The sequence below is a fragment of the Nostoc sp. UIC 10890 genome, from assembly GCF_054786515.1.
The window spans coordinates 3,126,529-3,141,605 of record NZ_JBSGKF010000001.1; the positions used below are offsets into that span (position 1 = coordinate 3,126,529).

A 15,077-nucleotide genomic window follows, 5' to 3' on the forward strand; every position below is an offset into this window, starting at 1 on the left:
CGTCAATAAATATCACTTTTCCATTTTTGGAGAATTTTTCATACTATGCTCAATTTAATAGACAAAATCGGCGATTGGAATCCGCAACTATTTCGAGAACTCAAAGGACGCCTAAAATTTGTTAATGTCGCGATCGCAGTTGCTACATCTCTACTTCTACAATTGGTAGTTTTTTTATATCAGTTACGCGAGTTTCCTGATGATCAATACGCGCTAACTGCTACATACTGTCGTTTACGTCAAGTATATGAACTGCGACAAAAGCAGGCTTACCAGAAATCAAATCAACCTCAAATTGATTATTTCAATGATTTCTTTTCAAAGAATTTTTGTCCACAAAACGAAATTGATTGGCAGTTATGGTGGCGAGATCACTGGGAATATATATTCCTCTCTTTGAGTGTAATTTTTGTATTTACCCTCTTAGTTGCGGGAACTTATTTGCTGATTAATGATTTAGCTAAAGAAGAAACTCGCGGTACACTGAATTTCATCCGTCTCAGTCCTCAATCAGAAACAAGTATATTGACTGGCAAGTTGCTAGGAGTTCCAAGTTTAATTTATCTCGTTATTTTAGCAGCAATTCCTTTACATTTGTGGTCTGGAATTTCAGCAAAAATTGCATCTAGTTACATTTTTAGTTATTACGCAATTCTTGCTGCTAGTTGTATTTTCTTCTACAGTGCTGCACTACTATTTGGGTTAGTTAGTCGTTGGTTTAGTGGTTTTCAGCCTTGGTTAGGTAGTGGCGCAGTTTTGCTTTTCTTGTTTACAACGATGGTGCTGGCATCGTCTTATAGCAATAGTTTAAATAACTCAAATACTTGGTTTAGACTCTTTAGCCCTTGGGATACAACAAATTATCTATTTCCTAATTTGTTCAATCTGTCCAAGGCTTCTCCCCTGAGAAGTTTGGAGTTTTTCTATTTACCATTAGGGGCAAATATTGTTAGTGCTGTTGGCTTCCATTTATTGAATTTGGGATTGTGCAGTTACGGAATTTTCCAAGCTCTTAAACGTTGCTTTCGTAATCCTCAAGCCTTAATAATCAGCAAGAAACAAAGTTATTTATTGGTAGCTTTTTGCCAGGTGATGATGTGGGGATTTAGCTTAGAACATTGGAACAGTAATTCCACCTTGTATAAACAGGTAGGGCAAAATTTAATTTTTCTAGTTCTATACAACTTGATGTTGGTTTTAAGCTTAATTGCAGTTCTTTCCCCTCACCGTCAAGATGTACAAGATTGGGCAAGATATCGACATCAGGGAGTTTCTAGCCACAAGAGTATTTGGCAGGATCTAATTTGGGCTGAAAAAAGCCCTGCACTCGTAGCGATCGCTATTAATTTGACAATTGTTACTCTTCCCTGGCTAGTTTGGATTTCACTTACATCAGTTTTTGATACAGACCATAGCCCAAATTGGGCAGGTGATAATTTTGACAGGTTGAAAGTACTGTTAACTATAGCTTTGTCTATCAGTTTAATGATGATTTACGCTACCATCGCCCAATTGATACTTTTGCTGAAAACTCCTAAACGTTCTTTCTGGGCAATAGGTACTATAAGTACAGTAACGTTCCTACCACCGATGATTCTAGGATTCCTCGGCATTTCCTCGTGGAAATACCCTACTGTATGGCTGTTTTCAACTTTTCCTTGGGCAGCGATAGAATACTCTGGCGCGACAACAATTTTTATGGCATTTCTAACTCAGTTGAGTGTTTTAGCGTTGTTAAACTTTCAGTTGACAAGGCAGGTGAGGTTAGCAGGCGAATCTGCTACGAAAGCATTATTGGCAGGACGTTAAGTAAGTAGTTATTGATAAAGTTAGAACCCCGACTTCTCAAAGAAATCGGGGTTCTTGTTTTTCATGAATGGTTTAAGACTGCTATATTATCTATTATTTGCCAATATCGGCTGTTAAATTTTTAATAAACACAAGTATTACAACAATCAGAAAATCATGTTAAATATCCCTACTCAAGACCTACGCCATACAGCCATCCAGTTTTTAGAACAAAGTCCCCCACAGCGTCTACAAATTCTTAAGCAACTGGGCATAGCTCGTTATGAGTTTTTAACTAAAATGCGACTAAATGAAGCAAATATCATCTGTATTATGCGGTTTTTTAAATATCCAAGTCAGCTAAAGTTTCCTAATCTGATCGGAGCAGATTTATCTGGTTTAATTTTAGATGGTGTAAACTTCATTCGAGCTAACTTATCAGGGGCAAATCTACAAGGTAGTAGTTTAATCAATGCAGACCTTTTATTTGCAAATTTCACCAAAGCTGACTTGAGAAAAGCAGATTTACGAGGTACAACTCTTAACGAGACTATTTGGTTAGAAACTCTAGTAGATAAGTGTCAACTTGGCGTAGGTACTGGTTTAACTCATCTCCAACGTCAAGAATTACAACTACGCGGAGCTAGATTTAATTCTTGAGTAGATGGTAATTAAAACACAAAAAATTATAAGATGATTAAATTGAAATTGACTGGATAAGTTAATGAGTATTAAGTTGCCCCAAAAATTGATGTTGCTGGGTTCAGGAGAACTAGGCAAAGAAGTTGCGATCGCAGCTCAACGTCTTGGTAATTATGTGATTGCTGTTGACCGCTATGCCAATGCTCCAGCGATGCAGGTTGCTGATGCTTATGAAGTTATTTCTATGCTCAGTGCTGATGATTTAGAAGCTGTAGTGAGAAAACATCAGCCAGATATCATCATACCAGAAATTGAAGCCATCAGAACCGAAAAACTGATCGAATTTGAGCAGCGAGGTATTACAGTTATACCCACTGCGGCTGCTACTAACTATACAATGAACCGCGACAGAATTAGGGAACTGGCACATCAAAAATTGGGCATCAGAACGGCTAAATATGGTTATGCAACAACTCTAGAAGAATTGATTGCGATTTCTGATGAAATTGGATTTAGTAATGTTGTTAAACCTGTGATGTCATCATCTGGTAAAGGTCAGTCTGTAGTGCAGGATAGAAGTGAGGTTGAGAAGGCTTGGAATTATGCGATCGCTAATTCTAGAGGAGACAGTCAAAAGGTCATCGTAGAAGAATTTATTAACTTTGAAATTGAGATAACTTTACTGACAATTAAGCAGTGGAATGCACCGACAATTTTTTGTTCTCCTATTGGTCATCGCCAAGAACGAGGTGATTATCAAGAATCGTGGCAACCGGCAGAAATTTCTGAAGAGAAGATATTAAGAGCGCAAGAAATAGCCATAAAAGTCACTGACGCATTAGGAGGAGCCGGAATTTTTGGTGTTGAATTTTTCATTACCAAAGATGAAGTGATTTTTTCTGAACTTTCTCCCAGACCCCACGATACGGGAATGGTGACATTAATCTCACAAAATCTAAACGAATTTGAACTACACCTGCGAGCTATTTTAGACTTGCCAATTCCTCATATAGAGCAGTTAGGAGCATCAGCTAGTGCGGTAATTTTAGCATCAGAAAAATCTGATTCTATTGCTTTTGGTGGTGTAGCTGATGCTTTGTCAGAAAAAGATGTAGATATTAAATTATTTGGAAAACCGAATGCTCATCCTTATCGGCGAATGGGCGTAGCTTTAGCGAAAGGTATTAATATCCAAGAGGCTAGAGAAAAAGCTACTAGAGCCGCAAATAAAATCACAATTATCTAATATCACGCCACTCTAGCAAACAGAGTGCTACATAATTGCGATCGCAAGCAAAATGCCAATTAGCGATCGCACTAGCTTTGACAGTGGAGCCTAAGACACAATTATAAAAAGTTTTGTCAATTTTTCCCTGACACGAAAAAGCATCTGTTACAAGTATTTAATTTAACCAGTAATATGAACATTCCGTGATACTCTACGGTTAGTGAGTAGTATCTCTAAAAATTCCAGATGACTGGGAAAAAAGATTTAATTCCGACGCAGTTAGCTTTTTAATCATTTCCATACTGGATTGTTGAATAGTGGCAAATAAGTATTAACTATATCTGGACACAGCTAAGTATGTTGATGAGAGTTTTCCATATTCAGAAATTCAGCCTATGGAAATTTTGTATAGTAGCTTGTACTATCAGTTGCACTGTCAGCAGTTGTACGCCTCAAAAAAGAACAATGCTGCGAGTAACTGCCGAGAATTTTCGCGATCGAGCGGCTGATGCTATTACATCGGTGAAGGAAATCTATCAACTGAATAATTTACCTATAGATGATAATTTAGTTATTGAACGATTACTAACTGATACCAATATTAAATTCGGAATTCCTAGAGAAATAAATAGAATTATCACCGGAGAAAATCAACTAAATACCCAATCATCGGATGTTGATGAAACACTCGATGCTTTGAAAGCAGAATATGATGTAGCAGTTGAGGTATTTAACAAGCTGGAAACAATTGATTATGAAAGTAGAAGGATAGTTGCTAAAACTGCCCAGCCAGCAAGGTGTTTAACAGTAAAAATGCTACTTTTAGCTAAAAGAATTCAGGAAAAACCACCAAGACCAAGGGATTGGGAACGGGTAATTATCAGTTCCAAGCTAAAGCATCTCGGTGAACAGTATAGAAATTTAAATATATCCTCAGAACCAGAAGCAGAAGAAATTAAGCGCCAAGTTGTTGAACAGATAGATAATTGGCGAAAAGTTAATTTTTATGAGCAACAAAGTTTGAATGAATCTATCTCTAAACTTTTGGTAGCAGCTGACACTGGACGAAAACTCTCAGAACTAATTGATGACTACCCTAATCTTAACTTTGAAGTTATTGCTGCTAGAGTTACTCAGATTGTTGGGGTAGCTACCAGTTTCACTGGGAACGACTATAGTTCAACACTCACAAAGATTAACACTCTTGAAAAAGAGATCAATGAAGATGAAGTTTTGAAGGAATTTCTGAAAGAAATATCTCTCAGAAACAGACAGGTGCAACCACCAAATTCTCAATTATGTCAATAATTTTTAGGGTGCAACTAGTCATGAACAATGTTCACAACTTAACTGAATATATAAATCATGACCACCAATAATATATTAGATCCTTTTGCGGAAATAATTTCTCAGCTTCAAGAAGTTACTGACAAACAAATCGACTTAGAACAACTCAATAATACAGAAGAAAAATTAAGAAATATTCTGTTCCAGCTTCAATTTGAACTTGTCAACGCACAACATCAGAAAAAGTGGGAGGAAGTAAACAAGTTTGAGTTAGCAGTTAGCGAATGCCAACTTACTCTCAATAAGGTAAGAGCAGCGATTATAAAAGTTAGTATCATCGGAATCAATCCGAAAAATCGGGCACAGATGCAGCAAATATTAGAGGAAATCGAGACTGCACGTAAAACTCAGGTATACATAGATTTGGCTATCCGTTTATTAGGCTTTTTGCGTAGGTTGTTTCTGTAATCTTAAACTTTACCTTACAGTAGCGATCGCACAAGCAGAAGCAGTGGGAGTAAGTGCCACCTCCCTCCTTAACTAGTACAACACGGCGGAAATAAACCAATCATTCTAAATCAACGAAACCCTTATGCTGTATTAATTTTTAATTTTTAATTTTTAATTCCGCCTTGCGGTACTAGCTTGATCTGATCTCTACAACCTGCCTGTAAAATTGAATAGATACATCAAGGCTTTTAGGCACTGTGAACTTTTTTATCGGTTGTGCTGTTTGGGCATATAAAGGTTGGGTAGGCGAACTTTATCCCCAAGGAACTCGCACTGCCGATTTTCTCCATCTCTACAGTCGTCGTTTCACGACTGTAGAAGGTAACACCACCTTTTATGCCGTGCCTAACGAAGAAACTGTAACCCGTTGGGCTGCCGAAACACCAGCAGGTTTTGAATTTTGCCTGAAATTACCGCGAGATATTACTCATCAAGGGTTGCTACAACCTTATATTCCAGCCGCTTTAAAATTTCTGGAGGGGATGCGGCCTTTAGGTAAGCATCTTGGCCCAATGTTTGCCCAGTTACCACCTAGTTATGCACCTGTATTACTTGACGATTTGACCAACTTTTTGGAAGCTTGGCCGCGTACAGAAGCACCTCTAGCGGTGGAAGTTAGGCATCCCGACTGGTTCAGGGAACCCTATGCTAGTAATTTGACGGCGCTTTTAGAAAAGCTCGGTGTGGGACGGGTACTGTTAGACTCGCGCCCCATTTACACGGGAGATGATGACCCCCAGTTGCTATCGGAACGGCGTAAACCCAAATTACCGTTGCAATTGAGCGTGACAGCGCCTTTTACGCTGATTCGGTTTATTTCTCATCCAAATTTATCAGTGAATCAGCCGTTTATGGAAGAGTGGGTAAAGCAGATTCAGCAATGGTTGCAGATGGGAGTGCGAATTTATTTCTTTGTTCATTGTCCAATAGAAGCGCGATCGCCCAGCATAGCGCGTCACTTCCAACAGCTATTGGAACAAAGCGATGCACCAGTTCCACCTCTACCTTGGAATAACCTTGAGCATCCCCCCAATCAACTCAGTTTATGGTGATTTCAGCGAAGTTTTTAAGAGTAGTTCCACCAAAGGAGGTTGAAATGAGTCGTTTTCTTTATGAGAATTCAGTCTCGTACAAAGGATATCTGATCATTCCATTTGTTTTTGGCAAGGCGGATAATTACGAAATTTATTCATATAAATTGCTATCGGAAATTGGTCATAAAAGCCAATTTCATAAAGCGGAAAATCCAGCAGGAATTTATGGAAGTGGTGTTAGTAATATTGTTGATATTGCTAAAGAACATATCGAACAAAATTCCGAGTTGGTTCCCCAATCGGATAATTTTAAGTCTCGCTACATTTACAAAAACAATTTGATTATCATCTTCCAAGAAAGAGATAAATATTTTTATGACCATTATCCACCAGAGTTATTGAATAATATTGCAGCTCCAAAATTATTTAAGTCAGAATATGAATGTTTGAGTTGGATTAAGCAAGGGTTTGATGGGCGACATGTGCAGCAAAGAGCTATTTGAAGCAGGCAGATGTTAGGAGTTATATCAAGTTCGGATCAACACTTATCACTTTTTCCAGATTCAGGCTTATAGTAAAGGGCTGATTTATATAAGACTTGTTCTTGATGGGTTTCTAAAGTGCAATGAGACAAAGGGTAAGTTACACAAGTAACAACATAACCAGCCTGTATTTCACTTGGACGCAGAAATTTTTGCTCACTTTGATCAACTTCACCGCTAAGGAGTTTGGCGACACAGGCAGAACATTCGCCTTGTTTACACCCAGACGGTAGGCGGATACCAGCTTCTTCTGCTATATCCAAAATATATTGATCGTCTGGTACTTGAATGGTGCGATCTAACCCAAGTGTAGGATTGATGAATCGAACTTGATAAACTACCATCTGCTATTTCTAATTATTGTTTAACTGCTTTCATCGACAGACTAATCCGCTTAAGTTTCTCGTCTATTTCTAACACCTGTACTTTGACTACTTGTCCGACTTTGACAACTTTGTTGGGATCATCTACAAATCTATCAGCAAGTTGAGATATGTGTACCAAACCATCTTGATGTACGCCGATATCGACAAAGGCACCGAAGTTGGCGACGTTTGTCACGATTCCTTCTAGTTCCATTCCCATTTTTAAGTCTCTAATTTCCTTAATTCCTTCTTTGAAGGTGGCATACTTAAACTCAGCACGAGGATCTCTACCGGGTTTTTCCAGTTCACTGAGGATATCGCGCAGTGTGGGTTCGCCGACGCTATCAGTAACATATTTCTTCAGGTTGGTCTTTTTGAGTTTTTCGGCGATTTGTGTTACCTGATTTAATGGCACATTTAGATCAGATGCGATCGCTTCTACTACAGAATAACTTTCTGGATGCACTGCTGTATTATCTAATGGGTTGTCACCGCCGCGAATCCGCAGAAAACCCGCTGCTTGTTCAAAGGCCTTTGGCCCCAGCTTCGGAACTTTCAAAAGTTGGCGGCGATTTTTAAAGGCTCCATTCTGGTTACGATAGGCGACAATGTTATTGGCAACACTTGCCGTAATCCCAGAGACGGAAGTTAAAAGTTCTTTGGAGGCGGTGTTTAAGTCTACGCCGACATAGTTAACGCAGCTTTCTACGGTGTCATCCAATTTCTTTTTCAACAACTTTTGATCGACATCGTGCTGATATTGTCCCACACCAATGGATTTGGGATCGATTTTCACCAGTTCCGCCAAGGGGTCTTGCAAACGGCGGCCGATACTAATAGCACCGCGCACGGTAATATCTAAATCGGGAAACTCTTCCAGCGCTACTTTACTTGCAGAATATATAGATGCGCCAGATTCATTCACCATCACCTTAACTGGTTTGCGTTCTATGGTTTGTAATACTTGCGTCACAAACTCTTCTGTTTCACGAGACGCTGTACCATTACCGATGGCGATTAACTCAATCTTGTACTTTTCAATCAGATTTTTGACAGTTTGTGCTGCTTTGAGTCGTTGTTCAGCCGCTTGGTGAGGAAATACTGCTTGATATTCCAAAAATTTTCCAGTTTGGTCGAGGACTGCAACTTTACACCCAGTTCTAAATCCAGGGTCTATCGCCAGTGTTGGTTTCATCCCTGCTGGTGCAGATAGCAGCAACTCCCGCAGATTAGTTTCAAATGTCTTGATTGATTCTATATCTGCATAGACTTTATTCTCAGAAATGACCTCTCCCATTAGAGATACTTTCATCAAACGGTTGAATGCATCCTTCAACATCGCTTGATAAAAATCCCGAATTGTCCGTACTTTGGTTTTAATTTCTTTCGACTCAAGATAGTAAAGTACCGTATCTTCATCGAAAGCAATTTCAAAACTTAATACTTTTTCGGTTTCACCACGACACAAGGCCAGCATATTGTGGGGTGCAATATTTTTCACCTTAATTTGATAGTTACGGTACATCTCAAATTTGGTTGTACCTTCGGGATAATCATCTTTGATGCGGGAGACAAATACCCCTTCGTCTAACAGATAATCGCGGATATATGCGCGTAATTCCGCTTTTTCAGCTACTTCTTCCGCCAAAATGTCAGCAGCACCTTTGAGCGCCTCTTCTGCTGTTTTTACTCCCTTGGTTTCAGAAATATACTTAGCCGCTTCTTCTTCCAGGGAAGCAGTTGCAGCATTTTTGACATTTAGCGACTTGATGAATTCCGCCAGTGGTTCGAGTCCTTTTTCTCTGGCGATGGTGGCGCGGGTGCGTCGCTTTGGTCGATAGGGTAAGTATAAATCCTCAAGTTCGGTTTTTTGTAAGCAGGATGAGATTTTGGCTTTAAGTTCATCTGTAAGTTTACCTTGGTCAGCGATCGCACTTAAAATTACAGATTTTCGTTCTTCAAGTTCTGTTAAATAAGTATATCGATCAGCCAGTTCACGTAGTTGCACTTCATTCATCTCATCGGTGCGCTCTTTGCGGTAACGTGCAATAAAGGGAATCGTTGCACCCTCCGCCAAAAGTTCCAGCGCGTTTTGCACCTGATGGGGTTTGAGGTTTATTTCAGTTGCCAGTAGTTGAGGAATGTTCAGCATTAGGTGTCTAAAATGAAAAAATGAAAATGTTACTTCTAAAGGTAATATGCTAGAACCTTATCTTGGCGCAAGACCAAATTTTTCAGCCAATTTACCAGATGATTACTCACAAGAGGGGAGTTGGCGAAATAGAAAAAAACCACCTACGCAAGTTTTCAACCCTTTCAATCTCTATAGATGAATAAGCATTTGTATAGGATAGTGCAACGAAACTGAGTCAAGAGAACGATACAAGGAGTTTCACCGAAGGCATTGTGTACTTTCTACAAACTAAGCAAGCTTGGCGCACCATCAACCACAGAAGAAGGAGTTTTTCGCCAAGCTTTTGGGTACTTCATCTATCGCAATCATTATTCCCATTGGCATAATATACAACGTTGCATAGTCTTTATTTTCTATAATATTTATTTCAAACGACTGTTGTGGCTCAAACCTGATTAGATGTAAGATCAACCACAATTACAAAAACAATTTTAATTTGTTTTATAAGCACAACAACTTTTAGTCCAGAGGTTAGTAAAATGCCTTTGTTTTTCTTGATACCATTGTGTACTGCTTTAGCCACTGGCTACTTGTTCAAAAAAAGTACTGATGAGATTGCATATCTTTCAGGTGTATTTGCTGCTATTAGCTTGATTTTAAGTTTGGTATTAGCGCCTTGGCAGATTCAGTTTGGATTGTTAATCATTGTCTTCATTATTACCAACAGACTTTTGCAGGACAATGAGTCCAAACAATAGGAAAACAAATTACATAAACTGAATAATCACAACCACAACAATTCATACTCTTGATTGCTATCTATAATTTTTCTTGTAATCTAGTGTAACTCTGTGCTACACCTTGCCAAGGGTTGCACTATTGTTCGAGTTTAAATTTTGCTTTCGGAAACTCTTAGCTTGGGACTTATCGAGTTTGATCCTAAGTCCCTAACTCTGCAAGTCTTAGTATCCAGAAGTGCTTCATAAATGTACAAATCCTCAAAATAAAAATTCACATAAAATAAAGTTTCGATTTTGTGAAGTTTTTGTTTAAGTATATTTTCGGTAAATAAATTTTTGATGAAGTATGACGATAAATTTGCAACACGCTTTTCTCGTGGTATTCTAGTAGGTGATTATATGTAACAATAAACTTGGAGAAAAAACTTAGTTAAAATTACCAAGAGAAATCAAGCAAACCTAATACTCGATAATCTAAAATTATATCAAATACAATGCAATCAAGGTCAACTCCGAGTTGATTAGCTAACGCAGTTTGCATTAATTGTTAGTGTTGTCAAAAGCTCTATTTGGATATTCAGTAAAAGTCCCCAGAAACCTGTAAAGCGCATTACCGTAGAATGATTTGTCGAGTCTACAATTTACGCAGCCAAGCAGACTTCTGTTACTTATTTGGTTCCCATGTCTAAAAAGAGCATATATACACACTCGATTTGAGAAAAATTGTTATGAATCGGCTTAGTTCCCGTCCGAGGTTATAGATACATCTGTGAGCCAGAATAAGTTCTATGGTATGTCAGTAAATTAATAAACTTTCCTGAAACCAATTAAGAACATTTATCAATCCAGTTAAGTTAATGGCTTGAGAGGTTCAGTAGTTTCTTCAACAAGATATCTACAGCAGGATACAACTAATGACAGTTAATAAATGGATTAATCAAAAATTCTGGCAATCCATTTTTATTTGTTTAGCTCCATTTGTTGCACATATAAGTCGAATCCAAGTTGAGCATAAGCAATGTCTACGACGGGCTACGCCTAAGCACACTGCTAAACTTTGTTCAGAGGTCATTTATGGCAAAGCCTTCAACCTTCACTACATCTGTATCCTTTATAACCTAGATATTGCTTGCGATCGCACTAAAACTAGTTTTGAAGCGTAACTGGCGCTCTATTGCGAATCATACAAATACCATCATGGAAGCCGCATAGTATTTAGTTGTTAACTCTAGGACATGAGCTTCAACGTTTATTTTGATATCAGCCCTTTCAACATAGCCTTCCTAATTTTGTTGTCTATTTACTGAAGTAGAGGTTGAATTGCACAGAAGGTGTGACCAAAATCCAAAACAAAACGTTTAAAGAAACGGACTGTTTACTGTCTGGTACACACCTACTATATTGATTGAGGCAAATGTACTATGAAATCTATCTCGCAAATTTCCAGCTTTAAAATAATTCCTTATACTATCCTGTTTATCAGCATTTTATTTAGTATTTCTGGACAATTGCTGATGAAGCATAGCATGAGTCATCCAAATGAGGGACTATTAACTTGGGAATTTCTGCAAAAATTAGCATTAGCTATTACTGTTTATTGCTTGGGAGTAGTAAATTGGATATTGGCTCTGCGAACTGTAAAATTAAGTATTGCTTATCCACTGACTAGTTTAAATTATGTCGGTATACTTTTCGGCTCATATTACTTTTTTAATGAAGAGATTACACTAACTCGGATAGCGGGAGTCATCACGATTTTTGTGGGTGTTCTCTTAGTTGTGATTCCACTTAAAAAGTCTATATAAATTTCCCCTAGTAAATTCCATAAAAAGTATTGACAAATGAACATCATTACTTGGCTGCTTTTAATGTTTGTAGTTTTATTGGGAACAACAGCTAACCTTTCACTAAAATATGGACTTTACATTTCTAGCCCTACGAATGGAGGCAGCACATCTATCCGAAATCTGTTATTTTCTCGTTATTTTTTGATTTGGTTTGTCTGCTATACATTTATGACTATCTTGTGGCTTTATGTATTGCGGATAATTCCTCTGAGTCAAGCGTTTCCAGTTCTAGGATTAATGTATGCACTTATACCAATTGCTTCTCACTATCTTCTAAAAGAGCAGGTTATATTTAGCCAGTGGGTAGGAATTTCTATTATCATAGCTGGTGTGGTTCTTGTTGTTAACTAATAGTTAAAAATGCCATAAATTAGATTATTAATATTAAAAATCAAAAGTTTCTGAGAGATAAATATCAAAAACATTCCTACAAGAATCTAAATTTATGAATATAGGCATTATTGGCGGGGGTATAACTGGGTTAGTATTAGCCCAACGTCTTTCACATCAAGGACATACTGTCACTGTATTTGATAGCAACAAGCAGCTTGGTGGACTTACCACCTATCATGATTATGGGTTATTTACCTGGGATCGTTTTTATCACGTTATCTTACCTTCTGATACTCATTTAATAAATTTTCTCAGAGATATTGGTCTTGGAGATAAACTGCGTTGGCATCGGAGTTTAACAGGTTTTTATGATAATAAAAAATTCTATTCTATAAGTAACACTATAGAGTTTTTGCGCTTTCCTTTGTTTGGACTTATAGGTAAAATCAGATTAGCCTTTACTCTCCTATATGGTTCACGCCTAAATAACTGGCGGCGCTTAGAGAAGATTTTAGTTGAAGATTGGCTATTAAAACTCGGTGGAAAAAGCACATACGAAAAGCTCTGGAAACCCTTGCTGCTATCCAAATTAGGAGAGAACTATAAGCGAATATCAGCAGTTTTTATCTGGGCTTATATCAAACGACTATTTTCAGCACGAGATTCCTCATTAAATAAAGAACAACTTGGTTATGTCTCAGGTGGTTACAAAACTGTTTTTGACCATATAGAAAAATTAATTTATGCGGCTGGAGGTCATATCCACACAGGTGTCGCAGTGGAATATATTGCACCTAATCCAGGAGGTGGAATGTGGGTAGAATATCAGGGTAAAAAAGAACATTTTGATAAAGTCATTTTTACTGGCCCAGTTAATATTCTGCAACAGGTTGCTGCTAATGAGTTGGTGAAAGTTTCAAAGACTGGTGAAACAGTAGAATACCTGGGTGTAGTCTGCATGGTACTAATTACTCGCAAGGCTCTAGTGCCTTATTACGTAGTAAATATTGCCGATAAGAATATTCCTTTTACCGGAGTTATCGGTATGAGCAATTTAGTTTCTTTGCAAGAAACAGCAGGATATCACATGACATTCCTGCCAAAATATATCCTTTCCACTGACCCGTTATTAAAACAGCCAGATGATGAATTGCGCCAAGTATTCTTCCAGGGTATACGCTTGATGTTCCCTGAACTAAAAGCAGATGACATTGTAGCAGCACACATTAATCGAGCTATTAAAGTTCAGCCACTACAAGTTTTAAATTATTCAAGCCTTGTTCCACAAGTGAGTACAGAAAACGATGATTTTTTCGTCGTCAATACCTCACAGTTGGTTAATGATAGCGTCAATAACAACGCAGTTGTGCGACAAGTTGATGAATTTCTCAGGAATTCAACATTACTGAATTCTTGAAATTTGAAAATGATATTTTGAAAATTACACGAGGTACTTATGAGTCTTTTTGTTCTTTTACCCGCATATAACGAGCAAGCATCAATTCGCCCCTTGTTCAAAAGATTTCAGACATTACAGCAAATCTCTAAGATGGAGATAAAACTTATTCTTGTTGATGATGGTAGTAGTGATGCAACTGCCGAGACAGCTTTAGAAGAATCTGAATCACTGGGTATATTACTGAAATTAGTCCAACATCCCAAAAATGCTGGTTTAGGTCAAGCAATTAAAACAGGTTTCATGACTTTCTTAGAAATCTCTAAAGAAGGTGATTTTTTAGCTGCGATGGATTGCGACAACACTCAACCACCAGAACTCTTAATCAAGATGTATGACACAATGATAGCTGGTAGCTATGATATTGCGATCGCATCTAGATATCGAAAAGGCTCTAAAGTCATAGGTTTATCAAGATTTAGAGAGATAATGAGTTACGGAGCCAGCTGGCTTTTTAGAATTGCCGCCCGTGTACCCGGTGTAAGAGACTATACTTGCGGTTACAGGCTGTATAACCGTAATTTCGTCAGTAAACTAGATATGTATTATGGGGAAAATCTATTTACTGAAAGTGGATTTGCTTGCATGATAGATTTACTGCTGAAAGCTAAAGTACTCAAACCTAAAATTGCAGAAATTCCAATGGTTTTGAGATATGACCAAAAGCCAACTGCTAGCAAAATGAAAATTCTCAAAACTATTACTCGAACCTTAAAACTCTTGTTTAAGAATCTAACATCGACACCGCCAACTTCAAATTTAGGTCAGACTTTCAATGACCAAGGAACAGCAAGAGTTCCATTGAAAATGGGAAATCGTAAATAAATCTTTAGAGTGATACTCTGGATTGAATTAAGCTAAACAGCAGACAAAATTGCATATTTAATATGAGTTAGTCGTCAAGAAGCTTCTATCTTCTGGTACAGGTGGGGTTTATCCCATTCCACTCTTAGCTCATGACTCCCTTTGTGATAACTAAATTTTTACACCGACACCCTCAAGTTTCAAAATCTCAGCCCGCCTTTGCGGGCTTTGTTTATATAGTCCCAAACTTCTAGTCTGCGGGTGAGTTTTCCAAAGTCTTGCTGAATTGGAGGGAAATCCACACGCCTTTCTGCCAACTGTGGCTTTGACTCATTTGTTAGACTAAACACACCAGAATTTTTCAGTC

General features: G+C 37.9%; 15 protein-coding genes. 13 read left to right on the plus strand and 2 right to left on the minus strand.

Going from position 1 to position 15,077, the window contains the following annotated elements:
• Positions 1 to 45 precede the first annotated feature (45 nt).
• The 7 genes from ACWATR_RS12650 (at position 46) to ACWATR_RS12680 (ending at position 6,992) form a co-directional block, all read left to right on the plus strand.
• Positions 46 to 1,809: an ABC transporter permease subunit gene (locus tag ACWATR_RS12650; RefSeq protein ID WP_460332659.1), complete on the plus strand. Its 1,764-nt coding sequence runs from the start codon at positions 46 to 48 to the stop codon at positions 1,807 to 1,809.
• A 156-nt stretch (positions 1,810 to 1,965) separates the two neighbouring features.
• The gene (locus ACWATR_RS12655) at positions 1,966 to 2,448 is read left to right on the plus strand and encodes a pentapeptide repeat-containing protein (RefSeq protein WP_460332661.1); all 483 of its coding nucleotides are present in this window, start codon (positions 1,966 to 1,968) and stop codon (positions 2,446 to 2,448) included.
• Positions 2,449 to 2,512: 64 nt separating this feature from the next.
• A complete protein-coding gene (gene purT / locus ACWATR_RS12660) occupies positions 2,513 to 3,676 on the plus strand; it encodes a formate-dependent phosphoribosylglycinamide formyltransferase (RefSeq protein WP_460332663.1) in 1,164 nt (387 codons plus the stop codon).
• A gap of 447 nt (positions 3,677 to 4,123) precedes the next feature.
• Positions 4,124 to 4,966, plus strand: a complete 843-nt coding sequence (locus ACWATR_RS12665; protein ID WP_460332665.1) for a hypothetical protein — start codon at positions 4,124 to 4,126, stop codon at positions 4,964 to 4,966.
• A 57-nt stretch (positions 4,967 to 5,023) separates the two neighbouring features.
• Entirely contained in the window at positions 5,024 to 5,413 is a 390-nt protein-coding gene (locus ACWATR_RS12670) for a hypothetical protein (RefSeq protein ID WP_460332667.1), read from the plus strand.
• 239 nt (positions 5,414 to 5,652) lie between these two features.
• Positions 5,653 to 6,507 carry a DUF72 domain-containing protein gene (locus tag ACWATR_RS12675; protein WP_460332669.1) on the plus strand — a complete coding sequence of 285 codons (855 nt, stop codon included), beginning with the start codon at positions 5,653 to 5,655 and terminating at the stop codon, positions 6,505 to 6,507.
• A 44-nt stretch (positions 6,508 to 6,551) separates the two neighbouring features.
• Positions 6,552 to 6,992 carry a hypothetical protein gene (locus tag ACWATR_RS12680; RefSeq protein WP_460332671.1) on the plus strand — a complete coding sequence of 147 codons (441 nt, stop codon included), beginning with the start codon at positions 6,552 to 6,554 and terminating at the stop codon, positions 6,990 to 6,992.
• A 35-nt stretch (positions 6,993 to 7,027) separates the two neighbouring features.
• On the opposite strand, the gene ACWATR_RS12685 is transcribed toward ACWATR_RS12680, so the two are convergent.
• On the minus strand, positions 7,028 to 7,375 hold the full coding sequence (locus ACWATR_RS12685; RefSeq protein WP_460332673.1) for a 2Fe-2S iron-sulfur cluster-binding protein: 348 nt from the start codon (positions 7,373 to 7,375) through the stop codon (positions 7,028 to 7,030).
• 13 nt (positions 7,376 to 7,388) lie between these two features.
• Complete coding sequence (locus tag ACWATR_RS12690; protein ID WP_460332675.1) at positions 7,389 to 9,548, minus strand: Tex family protein; 2,160 nt, start codon at positions 9,546 to 9,548, stop codon at positions 7,389 to 7,391.
• A gap of 521 nt (positions 9,549 to 10,069) precedes the next feature.
• Between ACWATR_RS12690 and ACWATR_RS12695 the strand changes: the two genes are divergently transcribed.
• The 6 genes from ACWATR_RS12695 to ACWATR_RS12720 all read left to right on the plus strand — a co-directional run bounded on the left by ACWATR_RS12695 (position 10,070) and on the right by ACWATR_RS12720 (position 14,731).
• Entirely contained in the window at positions 10,070 to 10,288 is a 219-nt protein-coding gene (locus tag ACWATR_RS12695) for a hypothetical protein (protein WP_460332677.1), read from the plus strand.
• A gap of 896 nt (positions 10,289 to 11,184) precedes the next feature.
• Positions 11,185 to 11,433: a hypothetical protein gene (locus ACWATR_RS12700; protein ID WP_460332679.1), complete on the plus strand. Its 249-nt coding sequence runs from the start codon at positions 11,185 to 11,187 to the stop codon at positions 11,431 to 11,433.
• A gap of 258 nt (positions 11,434 to 11,691) precedes the next feature.
• The gene (locus ACWATR_RS12705) at positions 11,692 to 12,075 is read left to right on the plus strand and encodes an EamA family transporter (RefSeq protein WP_460332681.1); all 384 of its coding nucleotides are present in this window, start codon (positions 11,692 to 11,694) and stop codon (positions 12,073 to 12,075) included.
• A gap of 36 nt (positions 12,076 to 12,111) precedes the next feature.
• Positions 12,112 to 12,468 carry an EamA family transporter gene (locus tag ACWATR_RS12710; protein ID WP_460332683.1) on the plus strand — a complete coding sequence of 119 codons (357 nt, stop codon included), beginning with the start codon at positions 12,112 to 12,114 and terminating at the stop codon, positions 12,466 to 12,468.
• A gap of 94 nt (positions 12,469 to 12,562) precedes the next feature.
• Complete coding sequence (locus ACWATR_RS12715) at positions 12,563 to 13,867, plus strand: NAD(P)/FAD-dependent oxidoreductase (RefSeq protein ID WP_460332685.1); 1,305 nt, start codon at positions 12,563 to 12,565, stop codon at positions 13,865 to 13,867.
• Between the two features lie 39 nt (positions 13,868 to 13,906).
• Positions 13,907 to 14,731, plus strand: a complete 825-nt coding sequence (locus tag ACWATR_RS12720; protein WP_460332687.1) for a glycosyltransferase family 2 protein — start codon at positions 13,907 to 13,909, stop codon at positions 14,729 to 14,731.
• Positions 14,732 to 15,077 lie beyond the last annotated feature (346 nt).